Annotated in this window: 33 protein-coding genes; 32 read left to right on the top strand and 1 reads right to left on the bottom strand. The window is 33.6% G+C overall.

Annotated elements, in window-relative coordinates; translation table 11 throughout:
- The first annotated feature begins 13 nt into the window (after positions 1–13).
- The 22 genes from J4O15_RS06795 (at position 14) to glpK (ending at position 15,197) form a co-directional block, all read left to right on the top strand.
- Positions 14–319 (top strand): hypothetical protein, encoded by a 306-nt coding sequence (locus tag J4O15_RS06795; RefSeq protein ID WP_208100163.1) that lies wholly within the window; start codon positions 14–16, stop codon positions 317–319.
- On the top strand, positions 316–897 hold the full coding sequence (locus J4O15_RS06800; protein ID WP_208100164.1) for a DUF5104 domain-containing protein: 582 nt from the start codon (positions 316–318) through the stop codon (positions 895–897). Before J4O15_RS06795 ends, J4O15_RS06800 begins: the two co-directional genes overlap by 4 nt.
- 265 nt (positions 898–1,162) lie before the next feature.
- Positions 1,163–1,522, top strand: a complete 360-nt coding sequence (tnpA, locus tag J4O15_RS06805; protein WP_009219910.1) for an IS66 family insertion sequence element accessory protein TnpA — start codon at positions 1,163–1,165, stop codon at positions 1,520–1,522.
- Positions 1,471–1,872 (top strand): IS66 family insertion sequence element accessory protein TnpB, encoded by a 402-nt coding sequence (gene tnpB / locus J4O15_RS06810; RefSeq protein ID WP_009219909.1) that lies wholly within the window; start codon positions 1,471–1,473, stop codon positions 1,870–1,872. Before tnpA ends, tnpB begins: the two co-directional genes overlap by 52 nt.
- A 90-nt stretch (positions 1,873–1,962) precedes the next feature.
- Complete coding sequence (gene tnpC / locus J4O15_RS06815; protein WP_208100165.1) at positions 1,963–3,504, top strand: IS66 family transposase; 1,542 nt, start codon at positions 1,963–1,965, stop codon at positions 3,502–3,504.
- 155 nt (positions 3,505–3,659) lie between these two features.
- Complete coding sequence (locus J4O15_RS06820; RefSeq protein ID WP_208100166.1) at positions 3,660–4,097, top strand: hypothetical protein; 438 nt, start codon at positions 3,660–3,662, stop codon at positions 4,095–4,097.
- Positions 4,098–4,122: 25 nt separating this feature from the next.
- The gene (locus tag J4O15_RS06825; protein WP_208100167.1) at positions 4,123–5,493 is read left to right on the top strand and encodes a hypothetical protein; all 1,371 of its coding nucleotides are present in this window, start codon (positions 4,123–4,125) and stop codon (positions 5,491–5,493) included.
- A gap of 42 nt (positions 5,494–5,535) precedes the next feature.
- A complete protein-coding gene (locus J4O15_RS06830; protein ID WP_208100168.1) occupies positions 5,536–5,721 on the top strand; it encodes a hypothetical protein in 186 nt (61 codons plus the stop codon).
- The gene (locus J4O15_RS06835; protein ID WP_208100280.1) at positions 5,721–6,305 is read left to right on the top strand and encodes a DUF5104 domain-containing protein; all 585 of its coding nucleotides are present in this window, start codon (positions 5,721–5,723) and stop codon (positions 6,303–6,305) included. Before J4O15_RS06830 ends, J4O15_RS06835 begins: the two co-directional genes overlap by 1 nt.
- 81 nt (positions 6,306–6,386) lie before the next feature.
- Positions 6,387–6,959: a DUF5104 domain-containing protein gene (locus J4O15_RS06840; protein WP_208100169.1), complete on the top strand. Its 573-nt coding sequence runs from the start codon at positions 6,387–6,389 to the stop codon at positions 6,957–6,959.
- 18 nt (positions 6,960–6,977) lie between these two features.
- Positions 6,978–7,103, top strand: a complete 126-nt coding sequence (locus J4O15_RS16155) for a hypothetical protein (protein ID WP_279545588.1) — start codon at positions 6,978–6,980, stop codon at positions 7,101–7,103.
- Between the two features lie 51 nt (positions 7,104–7,154).
- Positions 7,155–7,283 (top strand): hypothetical protein, encoded by a 129-nt coding sequence (locus J4O15_RS16160; protein ID WP_279545590.1) that lies wholly within the window; start codon positions 7,155–7,157, stop codon positions 7,281–7,283.
- Positions 7,280–7,861 (top strand): DUF5104 domain-containing protein, encoded by a 582-nt coding sequence (locus J4O15_RS06850; protein ID WP_009220107.1) that lies wholly within the window; start codon positions 7,280–7,282, stop codon positions 7,859–7,861. Before J4O15_RS16160 ends, J4O15_RS06850 begins: the two co-directional genes overlap by 4 nt.
- A gap of 172 nt (positions 7,862–8,033) precedes the next feature.
- On the top strand, positions 8,034–8,606 hold the full coding sequence (locus tag J4O15_RS06855) for a DUF5104 domain-containing protein (protein ID WP_208100170.1): 573 nt from the start codon (positions 8,034–8,036) through the stop codon (positions 8,604–8,606).
- Between the two features lie 99 nt (positions 8,607–8,705).
- Positions 8,706–9,164, top strand: coding sequence for a hypothetical protein (locus tag J4O15_RS06860; protein WP_208100171.1), 459 nt, complete (start codon positions 8,706–8,708; stop codon positions 9,162–9,164).
- A gap of 23 nt (positions 9,165–9,187) precedes the next feature.
- Entirely contained in the window at positions 9,188–10,585 is a 1,398-nt protein-coding gene (locus J4O15_RS06865) for a hypothetical protein (RefSeq protein WP_208100172.1), read from the top strand.
- Between the two features lie 61 nt (positions 10,586–10,646).
- Complete coding sequence (locus J4O15_RS06870) at positions 10,647–12,017, top strand: hypothetical protein (RefSeq protein WP_208100173.1); 1,371 nt, start codon at positions 10,647–10,649, stop codon at positions 12,015–12,017.
- Positions 12,018–12,059: 42 nt separating this feature from the next.
- Positions 12,060–12,245 (top strand): hypothetical protein, encoded by a 186-nt coding sequence (locus J4O15_RS06875; RefSeq protein ID WP_208100174.1) that lies wholly within the window; start codon positions 12,060–12,062, stop codon positions 12,243–12,245.
- A complete protein-coding gene (locus J4O15_RS06880) occupies positions 12,245–12,823 on the top strand; it encodes a DUF5104 domain-containing protein (RefSeq protein WP_208100175.1) in 579 nt (192 codons plus the stop codon). The genes J4O15_RS06875 and J4O15_RS06880 overlap by 1 nt, the downstream gene beginning before the upstream one ends.
- A 17-nt stretch (positions 12,824–12,840) precedes the next feature.
- A complete protein-coding gene (locus tag J4O15_RS15915; RefSeq protein WP_243761976.1) occupies positions 12,841–13,005 on the top strand; it encodes a hypothetical protein in 165 nt (54 codons plus the stop codon).
- 136 nt (positions 13,006–13,141) lie between these two features.
- A complete protein-coding gene (locus J4O15_RS06890; RefSeq protein ID WP_243761977.1) occupies positions 13,142–13,627 on the top strand; it encodes a DUF5104 domain-containing protein in 486 nt (161 codons plus the stop codon).
- Positions 13,628–13,700: 73 nt separating this feature from the next.
- A complete protein-coding gene (gene glpK, locus J4O15_RS06895) occupies positions 13,701–15,197 on the top strand; it encodes a glycerol kinase GlpK (RefSeq protein ID WP_208100176.1) in 1,497 nt (498 codons plus the stop codon).
- Positions 15,198–15,256: 59 nt separating this feature from the next.
- Here glpK and J4O15_RS06900 read toward each other — a convergent pair whose 3' ends face one another.
- Positions 15,257–15,541, bottom strand: coding sequence for a chorismate mutase (locus tag J4O15_RS06900; RefSeq protein WP_208100177.1), 285 nt, complete (start codon positions 15,539–15,541; stop codon positions 15,257–15,259).
- 200 nt (positions 15,542–15,741) lie between these two features.
- Between J4O15_RS06900 and J4O15_RS06905 the strand changes: the two genes are divergently transcribed.
- The 10 genes from J4O15_RS06905 (at position 15,742) to J4O15_RS06950 (ending at position 23,903) form a co-directional block, all read left to right on the top strand.
- Positions 15,742–16,677: a DUF2156 domain-containing protein gene (locus J4O15_RS06905; protein ID WP_208100178.1), complete on the top strand. Its 936-nt coding sequence runs from the start codon at positions 15,742–15,744 to the stop codon at positions 16,675–16,677.
- 4 nt (positions 16,678–16,681) lie between these two features.
- Positions 16,682–17,725, top strand: coding sequence for a GNAT family N-acetyltransferase (locus J4O15_RS06910; RefSeq protein WP_208100179.1), 1,044 nt, complete (start codon positions 16,682–16,684; stop codon positions 17,723–17,725).
- A 60-nt stretch (positions 17,726–17,785) separates the two neighbouring features.
- On the top strand, positions 17,786–18,430 hold the full coding sequence (locus tag J4O15_RS06915; protein WP_208100180.1) for a peptidase C39: 645 nt from the start codon (positions 17,786–17,788) through the stop codon (positions 18,428–18,430).
- Between the two features lie 47 nt (positions 18,431–18,477).
- Positions 18,478–19,104: a hypothetical protein gene (locus J4O15_RS06920; protein ID WP_208100181.1), complete on the top strand. Its 627-nt coding sequence runs from the start codon at positions 18,478–18,480 to the stop codon at positions 19,102–19,104.
- Positions 19,076–19,300: a DUF6718 family protein gene (locus J4O15_RS06925; RefSeq protein WP_009220693.1), complete on the top strand. Its 225-nt coding sequence runs from the start codon at positions 19,076–19,078 to the stop codon at positions 19,298–19,300. Before J4O15_RS06920 ends, J4O15_RS06925 begins: the two co-directional genes overlap by 29 nt.
- A 190-nt stretch (positions 19,301–19,490) precedes the next feature.
- Complete coding sequence (locus J4O15_RS06930; protein WP_208100182.1) at positions 19,491–20,585, top strand: glycerol dehydrogenase; 1,095 nt, start codon at positions 19,491–19,493, stop codon at positions 20,583–20,585.
- 274 nt (positions 20,586–20,859) lie between these two features.
- On the top strand, positions 20,860–21,369 hold the full coding sequence (locus J4O15_RS06935) for a hypothetical protein (protein ID WP_208100183.1): 510 nt from the start codon (positions 20,860–20,862) through the stop codon (positions 21,367–21,369).
- Positions 21,370–21,418: 49 nt separating this feature from the next.
- Positions 21,419–22,000 carry a DUF1643 domain-containing protein gene (locus J4O15_RS06940; protein ID WP_208100184.1) on the top strand — a complete coding sequence of 194 codons (582 nt, stop codon included), beginning with the start codon at positions 21,419–21,421 and terminating at the stop codon, positions 21,998–22,000.
- Positions 22,001–22,108: 108 nt separating this feature from the next.
- Positions 22,109–23,131: a nucleotidyltransferase domain-containing protein gene (locus tag J4O15_RS06945; protein ID WP_208100185.1), complete on the top strand. Its 1,023-nt coding sequence runs from the start codon at positions 22,109–22,111 to the stop codon at positions 23,129–23,131.
- Entirely contained in the window at positions 23,121–23,903 is a 783-nt protein-coding gene (locus J4O15_RS06950; RefSeq protein ID WP_208100186.1) for a nucleotidyltransferase domain-containing protein, read from the top strand. The genes J4O15_RS06945 and J4O15_RS06950 overlap by 11 nt, the downstream gene beginning before the upstream one ends.
- The last annotated feature ends 21 nt before the right edge of the window (positions 23,904–23,924 follow it).

The raw sequence follows: 23,924 nt of genomic DNA on the forward strand, positions 1-23,924 counted from the left end.
AGGAGATAAAAACATGGAAATTAAATCAAATATTGCAGGCATGGCAAATGCAGAGAATAATTATGATGTATTTAAGCATAGATTAAATACAAGTAGGGAAGATTTAGTAAATATTATAACAGATATTGATGACTACTGGAGTGGAAGAAGTGGAGATAGTTTTAAATATATTTGCTGGTATTTAAAGATTTTGCTGGACACAGGATATGAAGAATTGGTTAGATTACGAAAGGAAGTTACTGAGTCAAAGAAATATATATATAATAACGACTATAATATTTCAAATCAGATACAAAGTAAGGAGTATTTAAAAGAATGAAAAAAATAGTGTTTTTTATAATGGCATCAGTACTTATATTGTCTGCCTGTACAATTGTCAAAAATACAGAGAGCGATGTAAAGAGTGAGGTTACCAAAAATGATAATCAGCCGCCTGAGGAGAAAGAATATAAAGACAAAGTGATTGCTGCGTTGGATAATCAAAATGCTGATGACTTGAAGGTACTGTTTTCAAAGAATGCAAGAGAGAGCATCGAAGATATGGACTTTAAGATTGCATTATTGCTAAAGAGGTACAAGGGAAAGTCAAAGAGTGTCAAGTATGACAGAAATTTTCCGGTAGTCACAGAAGACAAAGAAAAGGGAATAAAAAGGATTGAGACTTATTATGTTGTAAAGACAGATGGTGGTAATATAGATTTTATGTACCTTCAGGTTGTTGCCAAGGATGATGAGGATCCTGATGAGATAGGTATCAGCTCTATGATGTATTCACCTGAGATTTGGCAGATTACCATGGATGACAGCAATAGAGGACATTATCTTTGGGTAGATAATCCGCTTTGGGCTGACTTTGTACAGCCATATGAGGTTATGACCACAGAAAGTGAAAAGTAATATTATTGTTTAGAACCCCTATGTGAAAAGGCATAGGGGTTCTTTTAATATATAAAAATAATGTGGCAGGTAATATTCGATACCTGATTTTTAATAAAAACATTGAAATATGTTAAAAATATTTATAAAATAAACGTAAGCGCCTTATAATATAATGCCTTATATTCAGTTATAAATAATGAGATAATAGTTACCAACAAGTGTATAGTACTATTTAGTTATAGTGAAGTATAGTACTGTATAGTAATGCAAGTCGGAGGTAATTATGGATCAAGTAACAAAAGTAAAAAGGCATTTAAAACAAGAGCAATGGAAAGCACTTATTAATGACTGTCAGTCCAGTAAAATGACTGTAGCAGCCTGGTGTAAAGTAAATGGTATATGTGAGCAAACATATTACAGAAACTTAAAGCGTCTTCGTGAGCAGTTATGTGAGACTATTTCTATCCCCTCAGAATCTTTGGAAAATCCTACAACTTTCAAAAAGATAGAAATCACTTCACCTTTACCGTCTACAAATGCCGGAGTTATTATTCATTTACAAAATGCTACTGTCGAAATTTATGAAGGAACATGTCTGCAAACCATACAAACAGTGTTGTCAGCACTCAAAAGCGTATGTTAGGCGATATCAGTGTTGCTAAAAATATCTATATAGCCTGTGGATATACAGATATGCGAAAATCTATTGACGGACTTGCCGCTATAATTTTACAGCAGTTTAAAATGGACCCTTTTCAATCAGCATTGTTCCTTTTTTGCGGAAAAAGATGCAATCGCATAAAAGCACTACTTTGGGAAAAAGATGGCTTTGTACTGCTATATAAGCGTTTGGAGAATGGCAGTTTTCGCTGGCCACGCAATGAAAGTGATTTAAAAGTAATTTCATGGCAACAATTTCGCTGGCTGATGGAGGGACTTGCAATTGAGCAAAAGTCATCAATCCTTCCTGCTAAAAAGGGAGCTTTCTGCTAAATGAAATCGTTATATAGCCTTATTTTCACTGGATGTGTGTCACTTTTTGTAGTATAATTATATCATCAAAATAGTAAGGAATATACAAAAATGCAAAATAAAGATGCCTATATAGAGCACCTTGAAAACATCATAAAAGACCTTCAAAATCAAATAAAAAACCTTACTGAAATGCTTTCATTGCTTCGAAAGGAGAAGTTTGCTTCTTCAAGTGAGAAGACTTCTAAAAAGCAGTTTGAAGGTCAACTTTCTTTATTCAATGAGGCAGAACTGGAGGCAGATGCAAGAGTATCTGAGCCAATTGAAACAGCTGTTAAAGGCTATAGACGTAAAAATTGCAAAACAAAAAGGGATGAGCTTCTAAAAGATCTGCCTGTTCGTGAAGTATTATGTAGTCTTGTTGAGGAAGATCAATACTGTGAACAGTGTAATACAAAGCTTAAAGTTCTTGGTAAAAAGGTAGTAAGAGAAGAATTAGAGTATATTCCTGCAAAACTTAGAATTGTTCGTTACATTCAGTTGGTTTACGAATGCCCAAAATGTAAACACACAACTCATCCTTATATAGTGAAGGCACATACTCCTTCATCACTTATGAATCATTCATTGGCTTCTCCAAGTTCAGTAGCCAATGTTATGTATAAAAAGTATGTAAATGGTATGCCACTTTATCGACAGGAAAAAGACTGGGAGCAATTGGGAATATCTTTAACACGTTCAACTATGGCAAACTGGATAATCCGTTGTAGTGAGGATTATCTAAAACCAATAGTGGAATATCTGCATAAAAGATTGTTGGAGCGTGATATCCTACACTGTGATGAAACCCCGGTACAGGTGCTTAAAGAAGAAGGCAAAGCACCGCAGGCAAAGTCTTATATGTGGCTATATAAAACAGGAAATGATGGCAAACCATCCATTATCATTTATGACTATCAGCCTTCAAGAAATGGTGATCATGCGGTGAAATTTCTCAAAGATTTTAGGGGATATGTTCATTGTGATGGTTATTCCGGTTACAATAAACTTTCTGATATAACCAGGTGCGGATGCTGGGCACATCTTAGGAGAAAGTTTATAGAAGCAATTCCTTCTCAAAAAGTAAAGGATGCACCTCTTACTCATGCAGAGATCGGAAGGGATTATTGTAATAGGTTGTTTTATATTGAAGACAGCCTAAAAAACTTAACATACAAAGAAAGATATTATAAGCGTCCGGAACTGGAAAAACCTGTTCTTGAGGCTTTTTGGAGTTGGATTGATTCTATAACAGCTTTGAAAGGTTCAGCCCTTGGAAAAGCAATCATCTATGCAAAGAATCAACGCCCATATCTTGAGAATTATTTACTTGATGGAAGATGTGCTATTTCAAATAATACTGCTGAAAATGCAATTCGTCCATTTACGGTAGGTCGTAAGAATTGGCTATTTTCAGACACCTCAAAAGGCGCGTCTGCAAGTGCTATTGTTTATAGTATTGTAGAAACAGCAAAGGCAAATGGATTGAATGCCTACACATATCTGGAATATCTCCTCATGTACATGCCTGATACTGAGTGGCAGTCTGATACTGATCTTTTGGAAGATTTAATGCCCTGGTCAATGGATGTGCAGGAAGAGTGTAAACTATAACTTAAAGTGCTCTTTTAATTTTGAGCACTTTTATTTTATATTATTATCATATGGATTTTGATGGAATACAAGGCATCATGTTATTGTGCGCTTACAAATAAACATATAATAATGACTGAAATGCACGTGATTTTAAACAGGAAGGAAAATGAAATATGGACTATACAATAACATTTTATTTAGGCATATTAATAATTATTCTTTTATTTTTAATGGAAAGAATAGCATTTTTTAAGGACGAAGAATTTTTGAGAGCTGTGAGAGATACTATGGGTAAAGACCGTATGTCTTTGGCAAAAAGACGAGAAAAGCCTATAAGGGGTATTATTTGGGAAAGGTCTTTGAGGAAAATGAACTTTCTGTCTATAAATTTTAAAGACTATCATGTGAAAGATATCACTGATTTGCGACATTTTAAGAATGTTGAAACTATAATACTCACATATATGGGTGATAATGAGGAAGAGAAAATACTTGAAAATTGGCATTTTGTGAAAAATTTTAAGAACTTGAGAAGAGTACAGTTATATCATCTGAAGATAAATAGTGATGTAAAAGCGGCATGCTCAAATGCAAGAGTATTTATAGACTGATTTACAGTATAAAGGAGTGATTTGTATGAAGTTAAAGTACAAAAATAGGATAAGGCTTACTTTAGTGCTGATACTTGTTGTATGTATAGTAAATGTATTGACCGGTATGTATGAGGTATTTATTTCCAATTATAATGTGATAGCAAACCAAATAATATGGAAAGGTGCAAGATATAATTGGGATGAAAACAAATACCGCAAGATAGATGAGCTTGAAAGTTTAGTAGAGATTCCAAAAGATTGCGATGTAAAAGATATTTGGGAAGTAGCAAGTTATTATGCAAAGGATGATAGTGAATGTGAGTCAAGGCTAAATGAGCTTGAAAAGATATATGATGAACAAGGTGAAAAGCAGGTCATAGAAAATATTCTTGTACATGATTTAGGCAATGATAAGAAAACAAGGATGGAATACCTTATAATAGCCGGAAGTCTGACAAACGATTTATATAATGGTACAGAATTATTGAATACTGTATTAGGGTATTGTTTTGACAGAGATTTTGGAGTACTTGGTTATAAAAGATATATTGATATCGGAGATAAGCTGTATAGAAAAAATGAAAAAGTAGAAGAGATTATTAAAGCGTTTGAAATTTTAAGCAAATATACGGTTGATTATATGGAGGGTATAGATAAAATAGTGGATGAAGACCGGAGAGATACAGATATAAGATACTACCACAATATGATACAGCTGTTTCAAATATTTTCAAGTATAGGACAATTTGATAATAATCTTATAATGGCAAAATCACATACCGGAGATAATAAGAAATATATTATAAGGGTAGTTAAGGGTGATAGTAGAGATATTTCATTGTATTATACAATGTATAAAGCATTTATAAAGTTTGGAAATGTAAATGTATATGGCAGGTATAAGAATTTAAATATGCGTATATATGGTGTAATGATTGGAAGCCTGGACGATCGAGATGTAACAGATCATATTTCACTGAAATATTTGTCGACACTGACATTTATTAGACGACTTCATCATTTAGAATCGACTTCTGATATTTTCGAACTTTGTGCCACATATACAGTTGTATATGATACGGATATGCATTTAATTGAGGGAACAGCTTATGCTGTTTACCCAACATATAAAATATTGACTCGCCATAGGCCTGTAGATGTAAATTATACAAAGGACGCTATAAGGAATTTTAATACAAATTTTTCAAAAGGCGGATATTTTGGTGAGTTTGCAAATGAGGTGGGATATGATGAAAACAATCCTATTACTGAAGAAAATTTCGGTGAAAGATTAGTTGAAATATTTAATATGCGATATAGATGTTATGAAGTTTTAGGTGAAGAGTATGATGTTGATATTAACTGTATTACATTAGACTTGAGTGGGGAAGAACCGTTAACAAGAGAAGATTAATGTAGAAGGCGCAAGTATGGCTGAATATATTATGACTTTTTGATGCGGAAAATATCGGCAATAATGGTAGGTATGGTTGACTTTGATGAGGAAAGGATTATGTGGAAACAGTTTGTACATACAGCAGAATTTGATGATACGAATATAGATAAGATAAATGATAATTGGTGTCTTGATTTTGTGCATCGCAATGCAATAATGAAATGGAAAGGTGGAAATAAAAATTGATAAAATTCAAAGTTTTTGTCGCATTTTTAGTAGTATGTTTGCTTACAGGATGTACATCGGTAGTAAATATTGCAAGATCTTTGCATGACTCTGATAAAATAGATAATTATATATATGGCGATGCAATAGTGGCAAATGAGTATATAGAAAAAGTTGTAAAAGCACTAGATACGAATGATAGAGAACTTCTGATAAGTTTGTTTCCGGAGTATGCAAGGAGTAAGATAGATAATTTTGACGAAAAGATAGATAATATATTTAGGGGTTATAATAGTAATAAGTTTTCAGGCAAAATTATACGATTTAAATTAGATGAAGATAACGACTATGAATCAACTTCAGATAAAGGAAAACTTCAAAAGAAGGTGTATGCATCAACAACTATAGAATTTGCAGATGATGGTGGAGAGTATAATTTTCCGATACAGATTTATATGCTGATTAGACCGGTTGATGATTTTCATGAGAATAATGTTGGAATATCAAAATTTGCCATAGATAGTTTAAATTTACATTTTTTAAGTGATAAATTAGATTTAGAAAAAGATGGATATGATATTTACGCATTTGGATATGAGGCATAGAGGTAAGATAAATGATAACTGGTGCCTTGATTTTGTATATCGTGATGCTGTAATTAAGTGGGAAGGAGGAAACAAAAATTAATGAAAATTAAAATATTGATAAGCATTTTAATATTAAGTTTGCTTACAGGATGTACCTCGGTGGTTAAGGCTGCAAGATATATATATAACTTTGATAAAATAGATAATTATATATACGGTGATGCAAAAGTGGCAAATGAGTATATAGAAAAGATAGTAAAAGCATTTAATGCTAATGATAGGGAGTTGTTAGCAAGCCTCTTTCCGGAGCATGCAAGGAGTAAGATAGACAATTTTGATGAACAGATAGATAGAATTATCAGAGAAAATGAAACATGGCCGTCTTCCATAATAAGGTATAAGCTTAATGAAGATAACAATTATCAATCAAGAGCTGATAGGGGTAAAATCTATAAAGAGGTATATGCTAATACTACTATAGAGTTTGCAGACCCTAAGGAGGGAGAAGTACATAGACCAAGCTTAAAGATTGCTATGGTAATAGTACCTGTAGATGATTTTCACGAGAATAATGTTGGAATTTCTATACTTGCAATGGGGTATGAAGGTTTTAATAAGGAAAATGTAGATAAAGAAAAAGATGGGTATGATATATATGCATTTGGACGATGATTATAGGAGGGAAATTTGATGGAGATTAGGTCAAATATTACTGAAATGATAAAGAAAGTTGATAATTATGGTAGATTTAAGAAAAGAATGCAGTCTATTAGAGAGGATCTTGTGAATATTATGATGGATGTTGATGACTACTGAATTGGAAGAAGTGGAGACAGTTTTAAATATATATGCTGGTATTTGAAAATATTGTTAGATTTAGGATACAATGAGTTAGATAATCTTGGAAATGAGATTGCAGTTGCGAAGGAAGCTATTGATCATAATGATATCAATCTTTCAAATCAAATACAAAGTAAGGAGCATGTAAAAGTATGAAGAAAATAATATTCCTTATTATTGCATCAGTCTTTTTAATATCAGCTTGCTCAAGTGTTAAAAATACAGTGGACGGTGCAAAGAGTGAGATTACAAAAAATGATAAGCAGCCGCTTGAGGAGAAAGAATATAAAGATAAAGTGATTGCTGCGTTGGATAATCAAAATGCTGATGAATTGAAAGCACTGTTCTCAAAGAATGCGAGAGAGAGCATAGAGGATATGGACTTTAAGATTGCATTACTGCTAAAGAGGTATAAGGGAAAGTCAAAGAGTGTCAAGTATGACAGAAATTTTCCAGTAGTCACAGAAGACAAAGAAAAGGGAATAAAAAGGATTGAGACTTATTATGTTGTAAAGACAGATGGTGGTAATATAGATTTTATGTACCTTCAGGTTGTTGCCAAGGATGATGAGGATCCTGATGAGATAGGTATCAGCTCTATGATGTATTCACCTGAGATTTGGCAGATTACTATGGATGACAGCAACAGAGGATATTATCTGTGGGTGGATAATCCGTTTTGGGCTGACTACGTAGATCCTGATGAGGTTATGACCACAGAAAGCAGCAGGTAGGTATTTTAGAACTCCTATGAAAAAGACATAGGAGTTCTGTTAATATAGAAATAATATGTTAAGTAATATCAGATATATAGTTTAAATAAAGGATTGAAATATATTTTAAGAATTTAATAACGGTATGAATGGTTGACTTTAATAAAATGTGGAAAGGAGGAAATAAAAACTGATGAAAATTAAAGTTTTAATGGGGATTTTAATATTAAGTTTGCTTACAGGATGTACATCAGTAGTTGAAACTGTAAGATATATACATGACTCCGGTAAAAAAGATAATTATATATATGGTGAAGCAAAAGTGGTAAATAAGTATATAGAAAAGATAGTCGAAGCATTTAATACTAATGATAGAGAACTCTTAGCGAGTTTATTTCCTGAGCATGCAAGGAGTAAGATAGACCATTTTGATGAACAGATAGATAGAATTATTAGAGAAAATGAAACATGGCCGTCTTCCATAATAAGGTATAAGCTTAATGAAGATAACAATTATCAATCAAGAGCTGATAGGGGTAAAATCTATAAAGAGGTATATGCTAATACCACTATAGAGTTTGCAGACCCTAAGGAGGGAGAAGTACATAGACCAAGCTTAAAGATTGCTATGGTAATAGTACCTGTAGATGATTTTCATGAAAATAATATTGGGATATCTATATTTGCTATAGATTATGGGTATTTCAGTACAGATGGTGTAGATAAAGAGAAAGATGGGTATGATATTTATGCATTTGGTCACTAATGATTATAATCTTTCAATAAGTAAAAGTATAGAGTCCTCTTAATACACAAATAATATGGTAAGTCTGCAAGAGAAGTTTAACGGAAAGGAAATATGGAAATGAATTATACATTATCATTTTACTTGGGAATATTTACAATAATATGTATGATTGTGGTGAGCAGAATAGCTTTTTTTAAGGATGCAGAGTTTCTTAGAGCGGTAAGAGATACTATGGGGAAAAACCGTATGTCTCTGGCACATAAAAGAGAGAAGCCTATCAAGGGTATCATTTGGAAAAAGGATTTAAAGAAGATGAACTTCTTATCAATCAATTTTAAGGACTACCATGTTAAGGATGTAAGTGACCTTGAATATTTCAAGAATGTTGAGACAATTATCTTGACATATATGGGTGATAATGAGGAAGATATCGGTATGTATGATGAGGAACATGTCCTTGATAATCTAAATAAAGTAAGGGATTTTAATAAGCTTAGAAGGGTACAGTTATATCATCTTAACGCAGATAAGAGCGTGAAGAACGAATGTCCGAGAGCAATAGTGTTTATAGACTAGTTTTACGGTTAGGAGAGGCATATATGAAATTAGAGTATAAAAAGCGTATATATTGGTTGCTGAGGTTTATACTTATTATATGTGTAATCAATGTGCTGACCGGATTCTATGAGTTTTGTACTTCAATCAAAAATGCAAATGCAAACCAAATCATATGGAAAGGCGAGAGATATAATAAGGGCGAGACCGGATATCACAGTATAGATGAGATTAAATATTTGGTGGATATACCGACAGATTGTGATGTAAAAGATATTTGGGCGGTGGCAAGTTATTATGCAAAGAATGACAGTGAGTGTGACACAAGACTGAAGGAACTTAAGAATATATATGATGAAGGGGGAGTAAAGGCTATCGTAGATGATATCATGTCTAAAGATGTAGGAGATGATAAAAAAACTATGATGGAGTACCTGATAGTGGACGGTTGCCTAATAAGAAGTCTTGGTAACGACACGGAACTGCTTGATAATGTTCTTGAACATTGCTATGAACGTGACTATGGATTCATGGGATATAAAAGGTATATTAATATCGGAAATAAGCTCTATAAAAAGAACGGGAAGATTGAAAGAATCATAGAAGCATTTGAAACTTTAAGCAAATATACAATTGATCGTGCAATTGTGATGCCCAAATCAGAAGATGGGGATGAAAGTGCAACTGAAACGGTATACTATCATCGTATGATACAACTATTCCAGACATTCTCAAGTTTATTATATTTTGACGATAATCTTCTAGCGGCAAAATCATATCCCGGGATGGATAATAAGAAATATATTGTTAGGACATCTATAAAAGAAAATTATGATATTGTATTATCCTACAAAAAATACAGATCATTTATAGATCTTGGACATATCAGTATATACGGAAGATATAAGAATCTGAATATGATAATAAAGAGTGTATCAATTAGAGATTTGGATGATTTTGATATTACAAATTATATATCATTAAAAAGTCCTGCAACTGATATGGTAAATGATAAGTTAGTCAGTCTAAAAATTGTATCTGAAATTTTTAGACTTTGTGGTACCTATGTGATTGTATATGATTCGGATATACATACGCTTGAGGGCTTAAGCTACGGATTTTATCCTGTACTTCCGGTGTATAGTTACTTTGATATATACAATGTAGTTGCATCTCCTGACAGTCACTATGTAGATACAATAGAAGCTATAAAAAATTTCAATACAAATTTTTCAAAAGGTGGTTATTTGGAAGAGTTTGCAAATGATGTCGGCTATGATGAGAATAATAAACTGACATTGGAAAATTTCGGCGAGAAGATAGATGAACTTTGCAATATGGAAGAGAAAATTTATAGATTTTTGTATATAGGATATAATATTGGTATAGATAGTATTGTAAATGATTTTACCGGAAGAGAACCGTTGCATAAGAAAGATTAAAAGGGAATTTCCGAGAGCGATAGTGTTTATAAACCGGGTTTTACGGTTAGGAGAGACATAGATGAAATTAGAGTATAAAAAGCGGATATATTGGTTGCTTAGGTTTATACTGATTGTATGTGTAGTTAATGTGCTGACCGGTATGTATGAGGTATTTATTTCCAATTATAATGTGATAGCAAACCAAATAATATGGAAAGGTGCAAGATACAATTGGGATGGAAATATATACCACAATATAGACGAGCTTGGAAACTTATCCGAACTTCCAAAAGAGTGTGATATAAGGGATATTTGGGCGGTAGCAAGTTATTATTCAAAGGATGATGCCGAGTGTGAGTCAAGGCTTAGGGAACTTGAAAAGATAAATGATGAACAAGGTGAAAAGCAAGTCGTAGAAAATATTCTTGAGCATGATTTAGGTGATGATAAGAAAACAAGAATGGAATATCTTATAGTAGCAGGAATCCTGACAAAAGATTTAGATAAAGGCACAGAATTATTGAATACTGCGTTAGACTATTGTTTTGACAGAGATTTTGGAGTACTTGGTTATAAAAGATATATTGATATCGGAGATAAGCTGTATAGAAAAAATGAAAAAGTAGAAGAGATTATTAAAGCGTTTGAAATTTTAAGCAAATATACGGTTGATTATATGGAGGGTATAGATAAAATAGTGGATGAAGACCGTAGAGATACAGATATAAGGTACTACCACAATATGATACAGCTGTTTCAAATATTTTCAAGTATAGGACAATTTGATAATAATCTTATAATGGCAAAATCACATAGCGGAGATAATAAGAAATATATTATAAGGGCAGTTAAGGGTGATAGTAGAGATATTTCATTGTATTATACAATGTATAAAGCATTTATAAAGTTTGGAAATGTAAATGTATATGGCAGGTATAAGAATTTAAATATGCGTATATATGGTGTAATGATTGGAAGCCTGGACGATCGTGATGTAACAGATCATATTTCACTGAAATATTTGTCGACACTGACATTTATTAGAAGGCTTTATCGTTTAGAATCGACTTCTGATATTTTCGAACTTTGTGCCACATATACAGTTGTATATGATACGGATATGCATTTAATTGAGGGAACAGCTTATGCTGTTTACCCAACATATAAAATATTGACTCGCCATAGGCCTGTAGATGTAAATTATACAAAGGATGCTATAAGGAATTTTAATACAAATTTTTCAAAAGGCGGATATTTTGGTGAGTTTGCAAATGAGGTGGGATATGATGAAAACAATCCTATTAATGAAGAAAATTTCGGTGAAAGATTAGTTGAAATATTTAATATGGAATATAAATGTTATGAAGTTATAGGTTTAGAGTACGGTTTTGACTTTAAATGTATTACCTTAGATTTGAGTGGGAAAGAACCGTTAACAAGAGAAGATTAATGTAGAAGGCGCAAGTATGGCTGAATATATTATGACTTTTTGATGCGGGAAATATCGGCAATAATGGTAGGAATGGTTGACTTTGATGATGCAAGGATTATGTGGAAACAGTTTGTACATACGGCAGAATTTGATGATCATAATGTAGATAAGATAAATGATAATTGGTGTCTTGATTTTGTGCATCGCAATGCCGTAATGAAATGGGAAGGTGGTAATAGGAATTAATGAGAATTAAAATTATTATATTTTGTTTAATAGTATGTTTGCTTACAGGATGTACCTCAGTAGTTGATATTGCAAGGTATATACACGATTCTGATAAAATAGATGATTATATATATAGTGAAGCTGTAGTTGTAAATAAGTATATAGAAAAAATAGTAGAAGCATTGAATACTAATGATAGAGAACTTTTAGCGAGTTTATTTCCTGAGCATGCAAGGAGTAAGATAGATAATTTTGATGAAAAGATAGATGAAATTATTAGAGAAAATGAGAGATGGCCATGGCCATCTTCTATAATAAGGTATAAACTAAATTGGAATAACAATTATCAGTCGAGAGCTGATATGGGTAAAATCTATAAAGAGGTATATGCTAATACTACTATAGAGTTTGCAGATCCTAAGGAGGGAGAATTACATAGATCAAGCTTAGAAATTGCCATGGTGATTATACCTGTGGATGACTTTCATGAAAATAATGTAGGAATAGCTATATTTGCAATTGGAGAAGGGGAGTTTATTAAGGATGATGTGGATAAAGAAAAGGACGGATATGATATCTATGCGTTTGGACACTAAGAATAGGAGATAAGAATATGGAAATTAAATCAAATATTGCAGGCATGGTAAATGCAGAGAATAATTATGATCTATTTAAGTATAGATTAAATAAAAGTAGGGAGGATTTAGTAAATATTATAACAGATATTGACGAGTATTGGAGTGGAAGAAGTGGAGATAGTTTTAAATACATTTGTTGATATTTAAAGATTTTGATGGATACAGGATATGAAGAATTGGTTAGATTACTAAGGGAAATCATTGAATCAAAGAAATATATATATGATAACGACTATAATCTTTCAAATCGGATAAAAAGCAAGGAGTAGCTAAAATATGAAAAAAGCCTTATGTATTATGATAATATCTGTACTTGTGTTATCTGCCGGTTTAATTGCTAAAAATATAGTAAGTGACTTTAAGAGTGAGGTTACCCAAAATGATAATCAACCACCTGAGGAGAAAGAATACAAAGACAAGGTGATTGCTGCAATGGATGATCAAAATGCTGATGCACTGAAGGCACTGTTTTCAAAGAATGCAAGAGAGAGCATAGAAGATATGGACTTTAAGATTGCATTACTACTAAAGAGGTATAAGGGAAAGTCAAAGAGTGTCAAGTATGACAGAAATTTTCCGGTAGTCACAGAAGATAAAGAAAAGGGAATAAAAAGGATTGAAACTTATTATGTTGTAAAGACAGATGGTGGTAATATAGATTTTATGTACCTTCAGGTTGTTGCCAAGGATGATGAGGATCCCGATGAGATAGGTATCAGCTCTATGATGTATTCACCTGAGATTTGGCAGATTATATTGTAAATGATTTTAGTGGAAGAGAACCATTACATAAGAAAGATTAAATATAAAAAAGATAACAAGAAGGAATAAAATTATGGCAGAGTATATTATGGCTTTTGATGCGGGCACTACAAGCAGTAGATGTATAATTTTTAATCATAGCGGTGAGATATGCGGGTTGGCACAAAAGGAGTTCACACAGCATTATCCAAAGCCGGGATGGGTGGAGCATGATGCGGACACTATATGGTCCACTCAGCTGAGTGTGGCGGTGGAAGCAATGGCAAAACCGGGAATATCTGCTTCTGATATAGCGGCTATCGGTATTACAAATCAGAGGGAGACAACCATAGTTTGGGATAAGGAAACCGGTATTCCTGTATATAGGGCAATAGTGTGGCAGTGCAGAAGGACTGCAGATTATTGTAATGAGTTAAAGAATAGTGGATATACGGATATGATTCGTGAAAAGACAGGTCTGATGCCGGATGCTTACTTTTCGGGAACCAAGATCAAATGGATTCTTGACAATGTGGAAGGGGCTAGAGAAAAGGCAAAAGAGGGAAAGCTGCTCTTTGGTACGGTAGATACCTGGCTTATTTGGAAACTTACAAATGGAAAAGTGCATGTAACTGATTATTCGAACGCTTCAAGAACTATGCTTTTTAATATACATACACTGGAATGGGATGAAGAGATATTGAATTTGCTGGGTATACCTATGTCAATGTTGCCTCAGGTAAAGGAATCTTCCTGCGTATATGGATATTCCGATTCATCATTTTTTGGGCACAGTATTCCGATTGCAGGAGTGGCAGGTGATCAGCAGGCGGCACTTTTTGGACAAAACTGTTTTGAGAGGGGAGAGGCAAAAAGTACTTACGGTACAGGTTGTTTTCTGCTGATGAATACAGGGGAAAGTCCTGTAAAATCAGATAACGGACTGGTGACTACCATTGCATGGGGACTTGGCGGAAAGATAAACTATGCGCTGGAGGGTTCTGTATTTGTAGCAGGTGCATCAATACAATGGCTTAGGGATGAGATGCGTTTGATTGATTCGTCCGCGGACTCTGAATATATGGCAACAAAGGTGGAAGATACCAATGGCTGTTATGTTGTTCCGGCATTTACAGGACTTGGAGCACCTTACTGGGATCAATATGCCAGAGGAACTATAGTAGGGATTAGCAGAGGAGTTAATAAATATCATATAATAAGAGCTACGCTGGAATCAATGGCTTATCAGGTAAGAGATGTACTGGATGTGATGGAAAGGGATTCGGGAATAGTAGTAAGTGTGTTAAATGTGGATGGTGGTGCAAGCACAAATAATTTTTTGATGCAGACACAGGCGGATTTTTGTAATGTGCGTGTGCAGCGTCCGGAATGCGTGGAAACGACCGCACTTGGAGTTGCTTATCTGGCAGGGCTTGCTGTTGGATTTTGGAACAGTATAGATGATATAAGAGGTAGCAGAAGCATTGAAAAGATATTTATGCCGAATATTTGTGATGATGTGAGAAATGAAAAAATCAAAATGTGGAAAAAGGCGGTAAAATACGCCTTTGGATGGGCAAAGGAAGATTAAAGATACAGGCTTTTATTTTATACTGCAACAGGGGAAGTATAAATAAAAGCCTGAATTTTTTATAGATTTTTTTCTTGATGAATTATTTTTTGTTGTAAATTTTTGCTGATTTCCATGCTCTCTTTGATAAAGGCGGCGGCACTGTCGGTATAGTCATTGTTTTTTATGATTGATTTTACCTTGGATATAACGATATCTTCCCTGCCTTGATTTAATATGGGGAGATTGTTTTTTTGCTTATACTTTGCAATATCACATACTACATCCATTCTTTTTTCAAAGAGGGCAATCATTTCTTTGTCTATATTATCAATTTTCTCACGCAGATTTTCTAATTCATTCATATATACTCCTTATATAAAGCTTTGCTTAGTAGAGGTTTTAAATCTTATAACTATTTTATCATAATATAGTATAATGGCAAAAGCATTATATTGGAGTTAAATAAATATAATAAATATTGAAGGCTTTGATACAGGCATGCTATAGCCTGCTATAAAATACTTTTATTTGACAAAAGAAGAAAAATAAATATAATTAAAATATGGACTATAAAAAATTAAATTTTAAACAATTGGAAGCGGCGGATATGCCGGTATATAGTAAATTCTACGGACTCAGGCATAACAGAACCTGTGACAGTGTCGGGCTTGAGAGTTTTATATGGAAAGATTATTACAATGTAAGAGCAGCTATTGCAATGAGAGGAGATGAAGAGGTCGGGCTTCTTTGGCTTATGGGGGATGAGGATAGACCTTTTTCCGCTATGCCTCTTTGTAAGGAAGAGGATCTTGAGTATTGTTTCGATCTGATAGTAGGGTATTTTAATGAAGTATTGGACTTACCTTTAAAGATACGTTTGGCAGATGAGGAAGGAATAAAGGTATTGAATTTGCCTGAGGATAAGTTTATTGTAAGGTTGGATGAAGATGCAAAGGATTATCTTTATGAGGGCGAAAAGCTTAGGAGTCTGTCCGGAAAGAAGCTTCATAAGAAAAAAAATCATTACAATAATTTTATAAAAAACTTCGGTGACAGATATGAATACAGAGTTTTGGGATGTAATCCTACAGATAGAGATGATGTATTTGTATTTCTTGATAAGTGGAGAGAAACAAAGGGAGCTGAGGTGGAAAAGCATCTTGACCCTGAGGTGGAAGGAATCCACGATATTTTAAGAAATTGTACCAGATTGAACATAAAGATGGGAGCAATATATATCGACGGTAAGATGGAGGCATTTTCTATAGGAAGTTATAATGCACTTGAAGATATGGCTGTAATACATATTGAAAAGGCAAATCCTGAGATAAACGGTCTGTATCAGGCTATTAATAAGGAGTTTTTAATGCATGAGTTCCCTGATGTAAGTCTGGTTAATCGTGAAGACGATCTTGGACTTGAAGGACTTCGCCATGCGAAGCAGAGTTATTATCCGGTGGGTTATGCTTTGAAGTACTATGTAGAGCAAAAAAGGTAATACTATGATAAAATATTTGGAACCAAAAGAAAAAATATTTACTAAGCCTCTGTATAAAGAGGCTTTTTTTGAAGACTCGGACAGTTTTGTAAATTATTATTATGAGGAAAAGTTGAAGGATAACAGGATTTTGGCAGATATAGAAGATGAAAATGTCAAATCAATGATTATGCTTAATCCTTATACAATATCGCTTTTTAATAAAAAGTATAAATTGGATTATATAGTGGCTGTGGCAACAGGTAAGGAATTTAAAAGGCAGGGATTTATGAGGAGGCTTTTAAATAAAGCTCTTATGGATATGAATAGTACAAATATTCCTTTTACATATCTGATTCCTGCAAATAAGGACTATTATCTGCCATTTGATTTTTCCTTTGTCGCAGGTAAAAATGAGTATAATGCAGATTTATCAGGCTATAAAAAGCAGGTGATTAGTGGCATAAAAGCTGATGAAGAGCTTGCAGGTAAGATACTTGATTTTATAAATAAGGAAGTTTCAAAGGATAATGATGTATACACATACAGGGATTTGCCTTATTTTATAAGAGAGTTAAAGGAGATAGCTTCTGAAAACGGATTTATAAATATATATAGTGATAAAAAAGGCATAGTGGCAGTAGAGTCATTTTGGGGTATTAAAAAGCAGGAACTTAAGGAGAGGATAGTTTCATCGGATATTTCAAAAAGGGAGTATGGCAAGGATAATATCATGATAAGAATCACTGATATAGTGGAGCTTTTATCAAATTTCACCTCAAATGAGGAGATAGATATTATTATAAAAATCAATGACAATATTATAGATTCACAAGATTCTTATTTCAGAATAGAAATGGATAAGTTTTCATCAAAGATTACGGGAATATCGGATATGGGGGATAAGAGCTTTGTAGAGTTTGATATAGCGGATTTTACTTCATGGATTTTTGGATATGTAAGTGAGGCAAAATGCAGGTTTATAAATTTTTCCGATATAAGTAGTGCTAAAAAATCTTTGGATGCTATAAATAAGGTCAGAGGAATATTTATAAATGAATTTGTATAAGTTTTGACAGTATTATAATAAAGGTTTGCTAAGACTTTGATATAGCAAGAAAGGTGTACAATGAAAAATCCATTACATTATCAATTATCCGAATATGACTGCGGTCCTACTTCAATGCTTAATGCACTGAGCTTTCTATTTGAAAGGGAGGAGATTCCGCCGGAAGTTATTAGAAATATTATGCTCTATACACTGGATTGCTATAGTAATGAGGGGCATCCGGGCAAGAGCGGTACATCCCCCATGGCAATGATGTTTTTAAGTAATTGGCTGAATCGTTTCAGACAGATAAGGCAGCTGGATGTTAAAAGTGAATATATTACAGGTGAACAGGTTTTTATAGGTAATAGCAGTCGTATCAATGATGCCTTGAAAAGAAATGGCGTCGTGGTGGTAAGACTTTTTTATGATGTAGCACATTATGCTCTGCTGACAGGTGTGGATGAGAAAAAAATATATATGTTTGATCCATATTATGAGGAGGAGTTCGGTGATGATATCTATACCCACTTTCTTCCTGAGGGGGATGTAAAGCTGGTACTTAATCAGCCGCTAAAATATAATCGTATAGTGCCTTTTGGATATTTCAACAGGGAGCAGGATTTATTATATGCTCTTGGAAAGTTTGAAAACAGGGAGGCGGTAATACTCTACAATAAAAGGACTGAAAAGACACCGGAAAAGACGATAGAGTACTTTATATAAAAATCAATATAAGTATTATAGTATATTAATAAGAGGATAGTAATTAGATGATTAATCAAATTTTGAAAAAAGATGGTCTATCACCGGAACTATTGAGTAGATTATCGTATAAATCTGAATTAGGAATAAATCTAAAAAAGAATCTGCATTATTTTGACAAGAAGATATTAATGGATGAAATATATAATGTAAACGCATGGTATGATTCATGTGATTTGCTTTATAATATTGCTACAGATTATAGGATTAAAAGTATTCAATCCGCAATGCGAAAGTATGATAGATATTTCCCGGATCATCAGGCGAGAAAGGTATTTGATGATTTGTTGGGATTTCGTACTTTATGTGATGATTATAAACCATTGTTAAGTATAGGCAAATTTGATGGTATTAGAATTGCGGATATGTCAAAAGGTAAGGCAAATGATGATGGATATCGGGGAGTACATATATATTTTCAGGAAAGTAATTATCATTATCCGATAGAGATTCAATATAATACGTTTTATGATCGCCAAATAAATAATTGGTTACATAAATATACATATAAGAAAAATTACGATAACAATATAGGTTTTACATTGAGAAAAGAATATGAAAATGGTAAAATCAGAACAGAAAGTGAGTTTAGGGAGGCTTTAGAATATGTGCTATCTTGTTGCAAAGAAGGCTGACGGTATAGGTAGTATAGCGCTACAGACTTCTCATGGGAAACATTTAGTTGATTTCAAAAAAAAGATAATAAAAGAAATGGGCGCTGATAATATACAATTGGTTACTATAAGTAGACCGTCAGCTTATGGAGAGTATGAACCATATAGGTTTGTTGATACAGAGCAGGAATTTGAAGAAAGTGTAAAATCGCTTTAGCAGATACAAATTGTGAAATACTATTTTAATATTATATACGATATAATTCAGGCAGTTGATCTAAGAATCGGCTGCTTTTTATTATTAAAATTATTTGAAAAATAAATTCTATGTGTTAAAATGTTCTATAGCAGTAAATGTTAAAGTTTTGACATTATTTCAAGGCTTAATCAAGTAATGGAGGTTTGTTATGGAACGTTTAAGGATGATGCGTGCACCACTAAAGTATGTACAGGGAAAAGGAGCTCTACTTCAATTTCATAAAGAAATGGAGTATATGGGTAAAAGATGGCTGTTTGTGTGTTCTAAAAGTGGCTACAACAGTTGCCATGAGGATCTTGAAAAGAGCTTTGAGGGAAAAGAAGACTATCGCAGATATGAAGTTTTTGGTGGAATATCAAGTATCAGTGAAATAAAGAAAATGCAGGATATTGTAGAAACGGATAAGATTGATGTAGTTGTTGCGGTAGGCGGAGGTTCGGCAGTAGATGCAGCCAAGGCGACAGCATATTATATGGGCAAGAGGATTGTTATAATACCTACAGTTGCAGCCACAGATGCACCTTGTACGGGACTTTCCGTTATATACAATGATGACGGAAGTTTTAATAAATATCTTTTCTATCCGCAAAATCCGGATGCAGTCTTAGTTGACAGCAGTGTTATAGCCAAGGCACCTGTAAAGTTTTTGATTGCAGGTATGGGTGATGCTCTGGGTACTTACTTTGAGGGTAGGGCTTCACTTCGTACAGAGTCGCCAAGTCTGGAAAGCGGTGGAATTACAAGGGCAGGTATGTCTATTGCAAAGACATGTTATGATACATTGAGAAAATATGGAAAAGCCGCTATAACCGCCTGTGAGAACAATGTAGTGACTCCGGCTTTGGATGCCATTATCGAGGCAACGGTTTATCTTTCAGGTGTAGGTGCGGATAATGTAAACTGTGCGGCGCCACATTCATTTTACAACGGAGTTACTTCATTAGGTGGACATGAGGCATATCATGGCAATTGTGTAGCATTCGGTACTTTGATACAGCTTACACTGGAGTGTGCTGATAAGGCTGAATTTGAGGATATACAGAATTTCTGTCTTGAAGTAGGGCTTCCTATAACACTTTCTGAACTGGGAGATTTTACAGATGAAGAAATCCGTATAATATCTAAAAATGCCTGTGTAAAGGGTGAAACTATACATAACCTTGCAGGTGATGTAACACCTGATGAACTGTATGCGGCTATCATCGCCACTGATGCCTTGGGAAGGGCAAGACTTGGTAAGTGATTTATATATAATGAGTAAAGGTGCTGTCACCAAATAGATATTTAGTCTGTTTGGGGGCAGCTTTTTTGGTTCTTTGTCAAGTATTGGAGTGGGTAGATTTTAAATCCATTTTTTATGCCGAATGAAAAATTATGGTTGTATTTGTTATTTTAGCATTGGCAAAATAACAAATGCCTTTGATTTACAGCTTACAATGCTTTAAAATAAATATTAAAGTAAGTGGTAAAGAAAAAATATATATGAAACCGGTGAGAATCCGGTGGTGGGAGGTAAAATGAAATCAAAGCATGATGTAATAGTAATAAGACCGGGTTTAGTATATTTGTTTTTCAGTTTTATGCCTATAGTTTTAGGGATTACATATTTTTGGGCGCTAGGCAAAGCTTTACCGTCAGATAATCCGGAGACGGACAAGATGGCAAGGTGGATATTGCTATTATTTTTTTTGACTGTCGGATTAGTATCGGGATTATATGCGTTGCTTACCAAGATAAAAATTGACAATGAGAAAATAGAAATAACAAGGTTTCCTCTAAAAAGAAAAGAATATTTTTGGTTTGATATAACTACTGCAAAGATTATAAATGAGGCATTGGCTTACCCATGTGTGATATATACAGCAGAAAAAAGAATAGCAAAAGTACCAAGGGCATATATAGGCTATGAAAAGCTGTTAAATGAGCTGAGCAAAAGAAAAATTATTGAGGAAGATGATTTGTACCGGTCAGCCCGGGCGATGTTGGCATTTGATAAGTTAAAGCTTAGAGATCTCTTTAGAAGGTAGTGGGAATAGGGTTAAAGTATAATAAAAACAGATAGGAGAATAGCATAGAATGAATGATAATAAAAATGGAACTAAAAAAGACTCATTTGAAAGCTTTATAAAAGGAAAGGCTAATGGCAAAGTTTTGTATGTGGGTGATGATAAAGCACGATTTATTTTGGGGCAGTCCGGAGCCAATCCTATTATATGCTTTGGAATAAATCCAAGTACAGCCAATGATAAAGAAGATGATCCAACTATCTTAAAAATAAGAAAAATTGCATCGGAAAATAATTGTGACGGTTGGATAATGCTAAATCTTTACCCACAAAGGGCGACAAATCCTAATGATATGCATGAAAAAGCTGATGATGATTTGAATAAAAAAAACTATGAAGCTATAAGAAGTGTTTTTAATATATACCCTAATGCTTTAACCTTGGCTTCTTGGGGGAACGCCATAGAGAAAAGAAAATATTTGAAAGATTGCTTAAAGGAAATTCTAGCTATTGCCCCTGATAGGAAGTGGGTATGCCGTGGCAAGCTTACAGTGAAAGGCAATCCAAGGCATCAATTATATGTACCCGATAATACCAAATTACAAGATTTATATTTTGGTTTAGAGGGAAAAGCTTTATGCAGCAAAGATTGAAAAATACCGGTGTATAGATGTGTACAATTATTGATAAATAATGTATATGAAAATTTGAACTTAGAAAATAGTAGTATATAAAATAGATATTATTAGAGGAGGAGCATAGTGACTGACTATAAAAATATTCTAAATAAACCGGAATATGATTTTATAAATAAAAATGAACATCTTGGAAAGCATGTAATACTGCTTGGACTTGCAGGAAGTTATGCATATGGAACCAATATAGATGGCAGTGATATAGATATAAGAGGGATTACACTTAATCAAAAATCAGATCTTATCGGACTTACACAGTTTGAACAGTATGTTGACGATAATACTGATACCGTTATTTATGCATTTAATAAAATGATAAATTTACTTCTAAGTTGCAATCCGAACACAATAGAGTTATTGGGGCTTGCACCTGAGAACTATCTGTATCTTAATGATATCGGACAGATGGTACTTGATAACAAAAGAATTTTTTTATCAAAAAGGGCAATACAGTCATTTGGAGGTTATGCGGATGCACAACTACGTAGATTGCAGAATGCACTTGCAAGGGATACTTTTCCACAGAGTGAGAAAGAACAGCATATTTTTAATTCCGTGAAGAATACAATACATAGCTTTAACTCAAGTTATAATAATTTTGAAAACGGAAGTTTGAAAATTTTTATTGATAAAGCAGTCAATCCTGAGCTTGAAACAGAAATATTTGTCAATGCAAAGTTAAATCATTATCCGTTGAGAGATTATGCGAGTATGTGGAATACCATGTCTAATGTTGTAAAAGACTATGAAAAGATCGGAAAGAGAAATAAAAAGAAAGATGATCTTCACTTAAATAAACATGCAATGCATCTTATAAGGCTCTTTATGATGGCTCTTGATATACTGGAAAAGGGGGAAATCAATACATATAGAAAAAAAGAGCATTGCCTATTGATGGATATTCGTTTAGGTAAGCATCAAAACAAGCAGGGTACTTTTTCGGACAGTTTTTATGATATGCTTAGAGAGTATGAAAAGCGTTTGCATTATGCAGCTGAGAATACGGATTTGCCGGATGAGCCTGATATTAAAAGTGTTCAGGAATTGGTAATGACAATAAATGAAAGGGTGATTCATGATGAGATATGAAGATTTTGATGGAAAAATAGAAGAACTGATTGTAATGAAAATAAGAGAAATAGAAGAAAAAGAAAATATAAAAGTTTTACATGCGGTTGAGTCGGGAAGCAGAGCCTGGGGATTTGCTTCACCGGATAGTGACTATGATGTACGATTTATATATGTACGCAATAAAAACTTTTATTTATCCCTCCGCGAGAACAAGGATTTTATAGATTGGGAATTAAATGAAGTGCTTGATATAAATGGATGGGATCTAAAAAAGGCATTGAAACATTTTTATAAATCGAATGCCACATTATTTGAGTGGAGCAATTCTCCGATTGTGTACTATACAACAGACGAATGGAAAAAGCTCTACGAGAGAACGGCGTCCAAGTACTTTTCCTGTAAGTCGGCACTGTATCATTATTATGGAACGGCGAATAAGAATTATCATGAGTATCTATGTGAGGATATGATAAATTACAAAAAGTATTTTTATGTACTGCGACCTATTCTTGCCTGTAAATGGATAGATGAAAAGAAATGTCCGCCCCCGGTGCTCTTTGATGAATTAGTTAATACAGTTCTTGAGGATGAAATTAAACCGGAAGTAAAGGAACTGCTTGCAAAGAAGATAAGAATGTCCGAAGCACAAAAAGGGCAAAGAGTTGAGGTGATTAATAAATATATTGAAAAGAAGTTGGAATATTATAAGTCGACTTTGGAAACAATGGAGGATGACAGGAATACAGACTGGGATATGCTGGAAGAGGAGTTTAGAGGGGTTACCGGATAGGAATACTGCTCAGTAGTTGTC

It is taken from the genome of Lachnoanaerobaculum sp. Marseille-Q4761, from assembly GCF_017565785.1.
Taxonomy (GTDB): Bacteria; Bacillota; Clostridia; order Lachnospirales; family Lachnospiraceae; genus Lachnoanaerobaculum.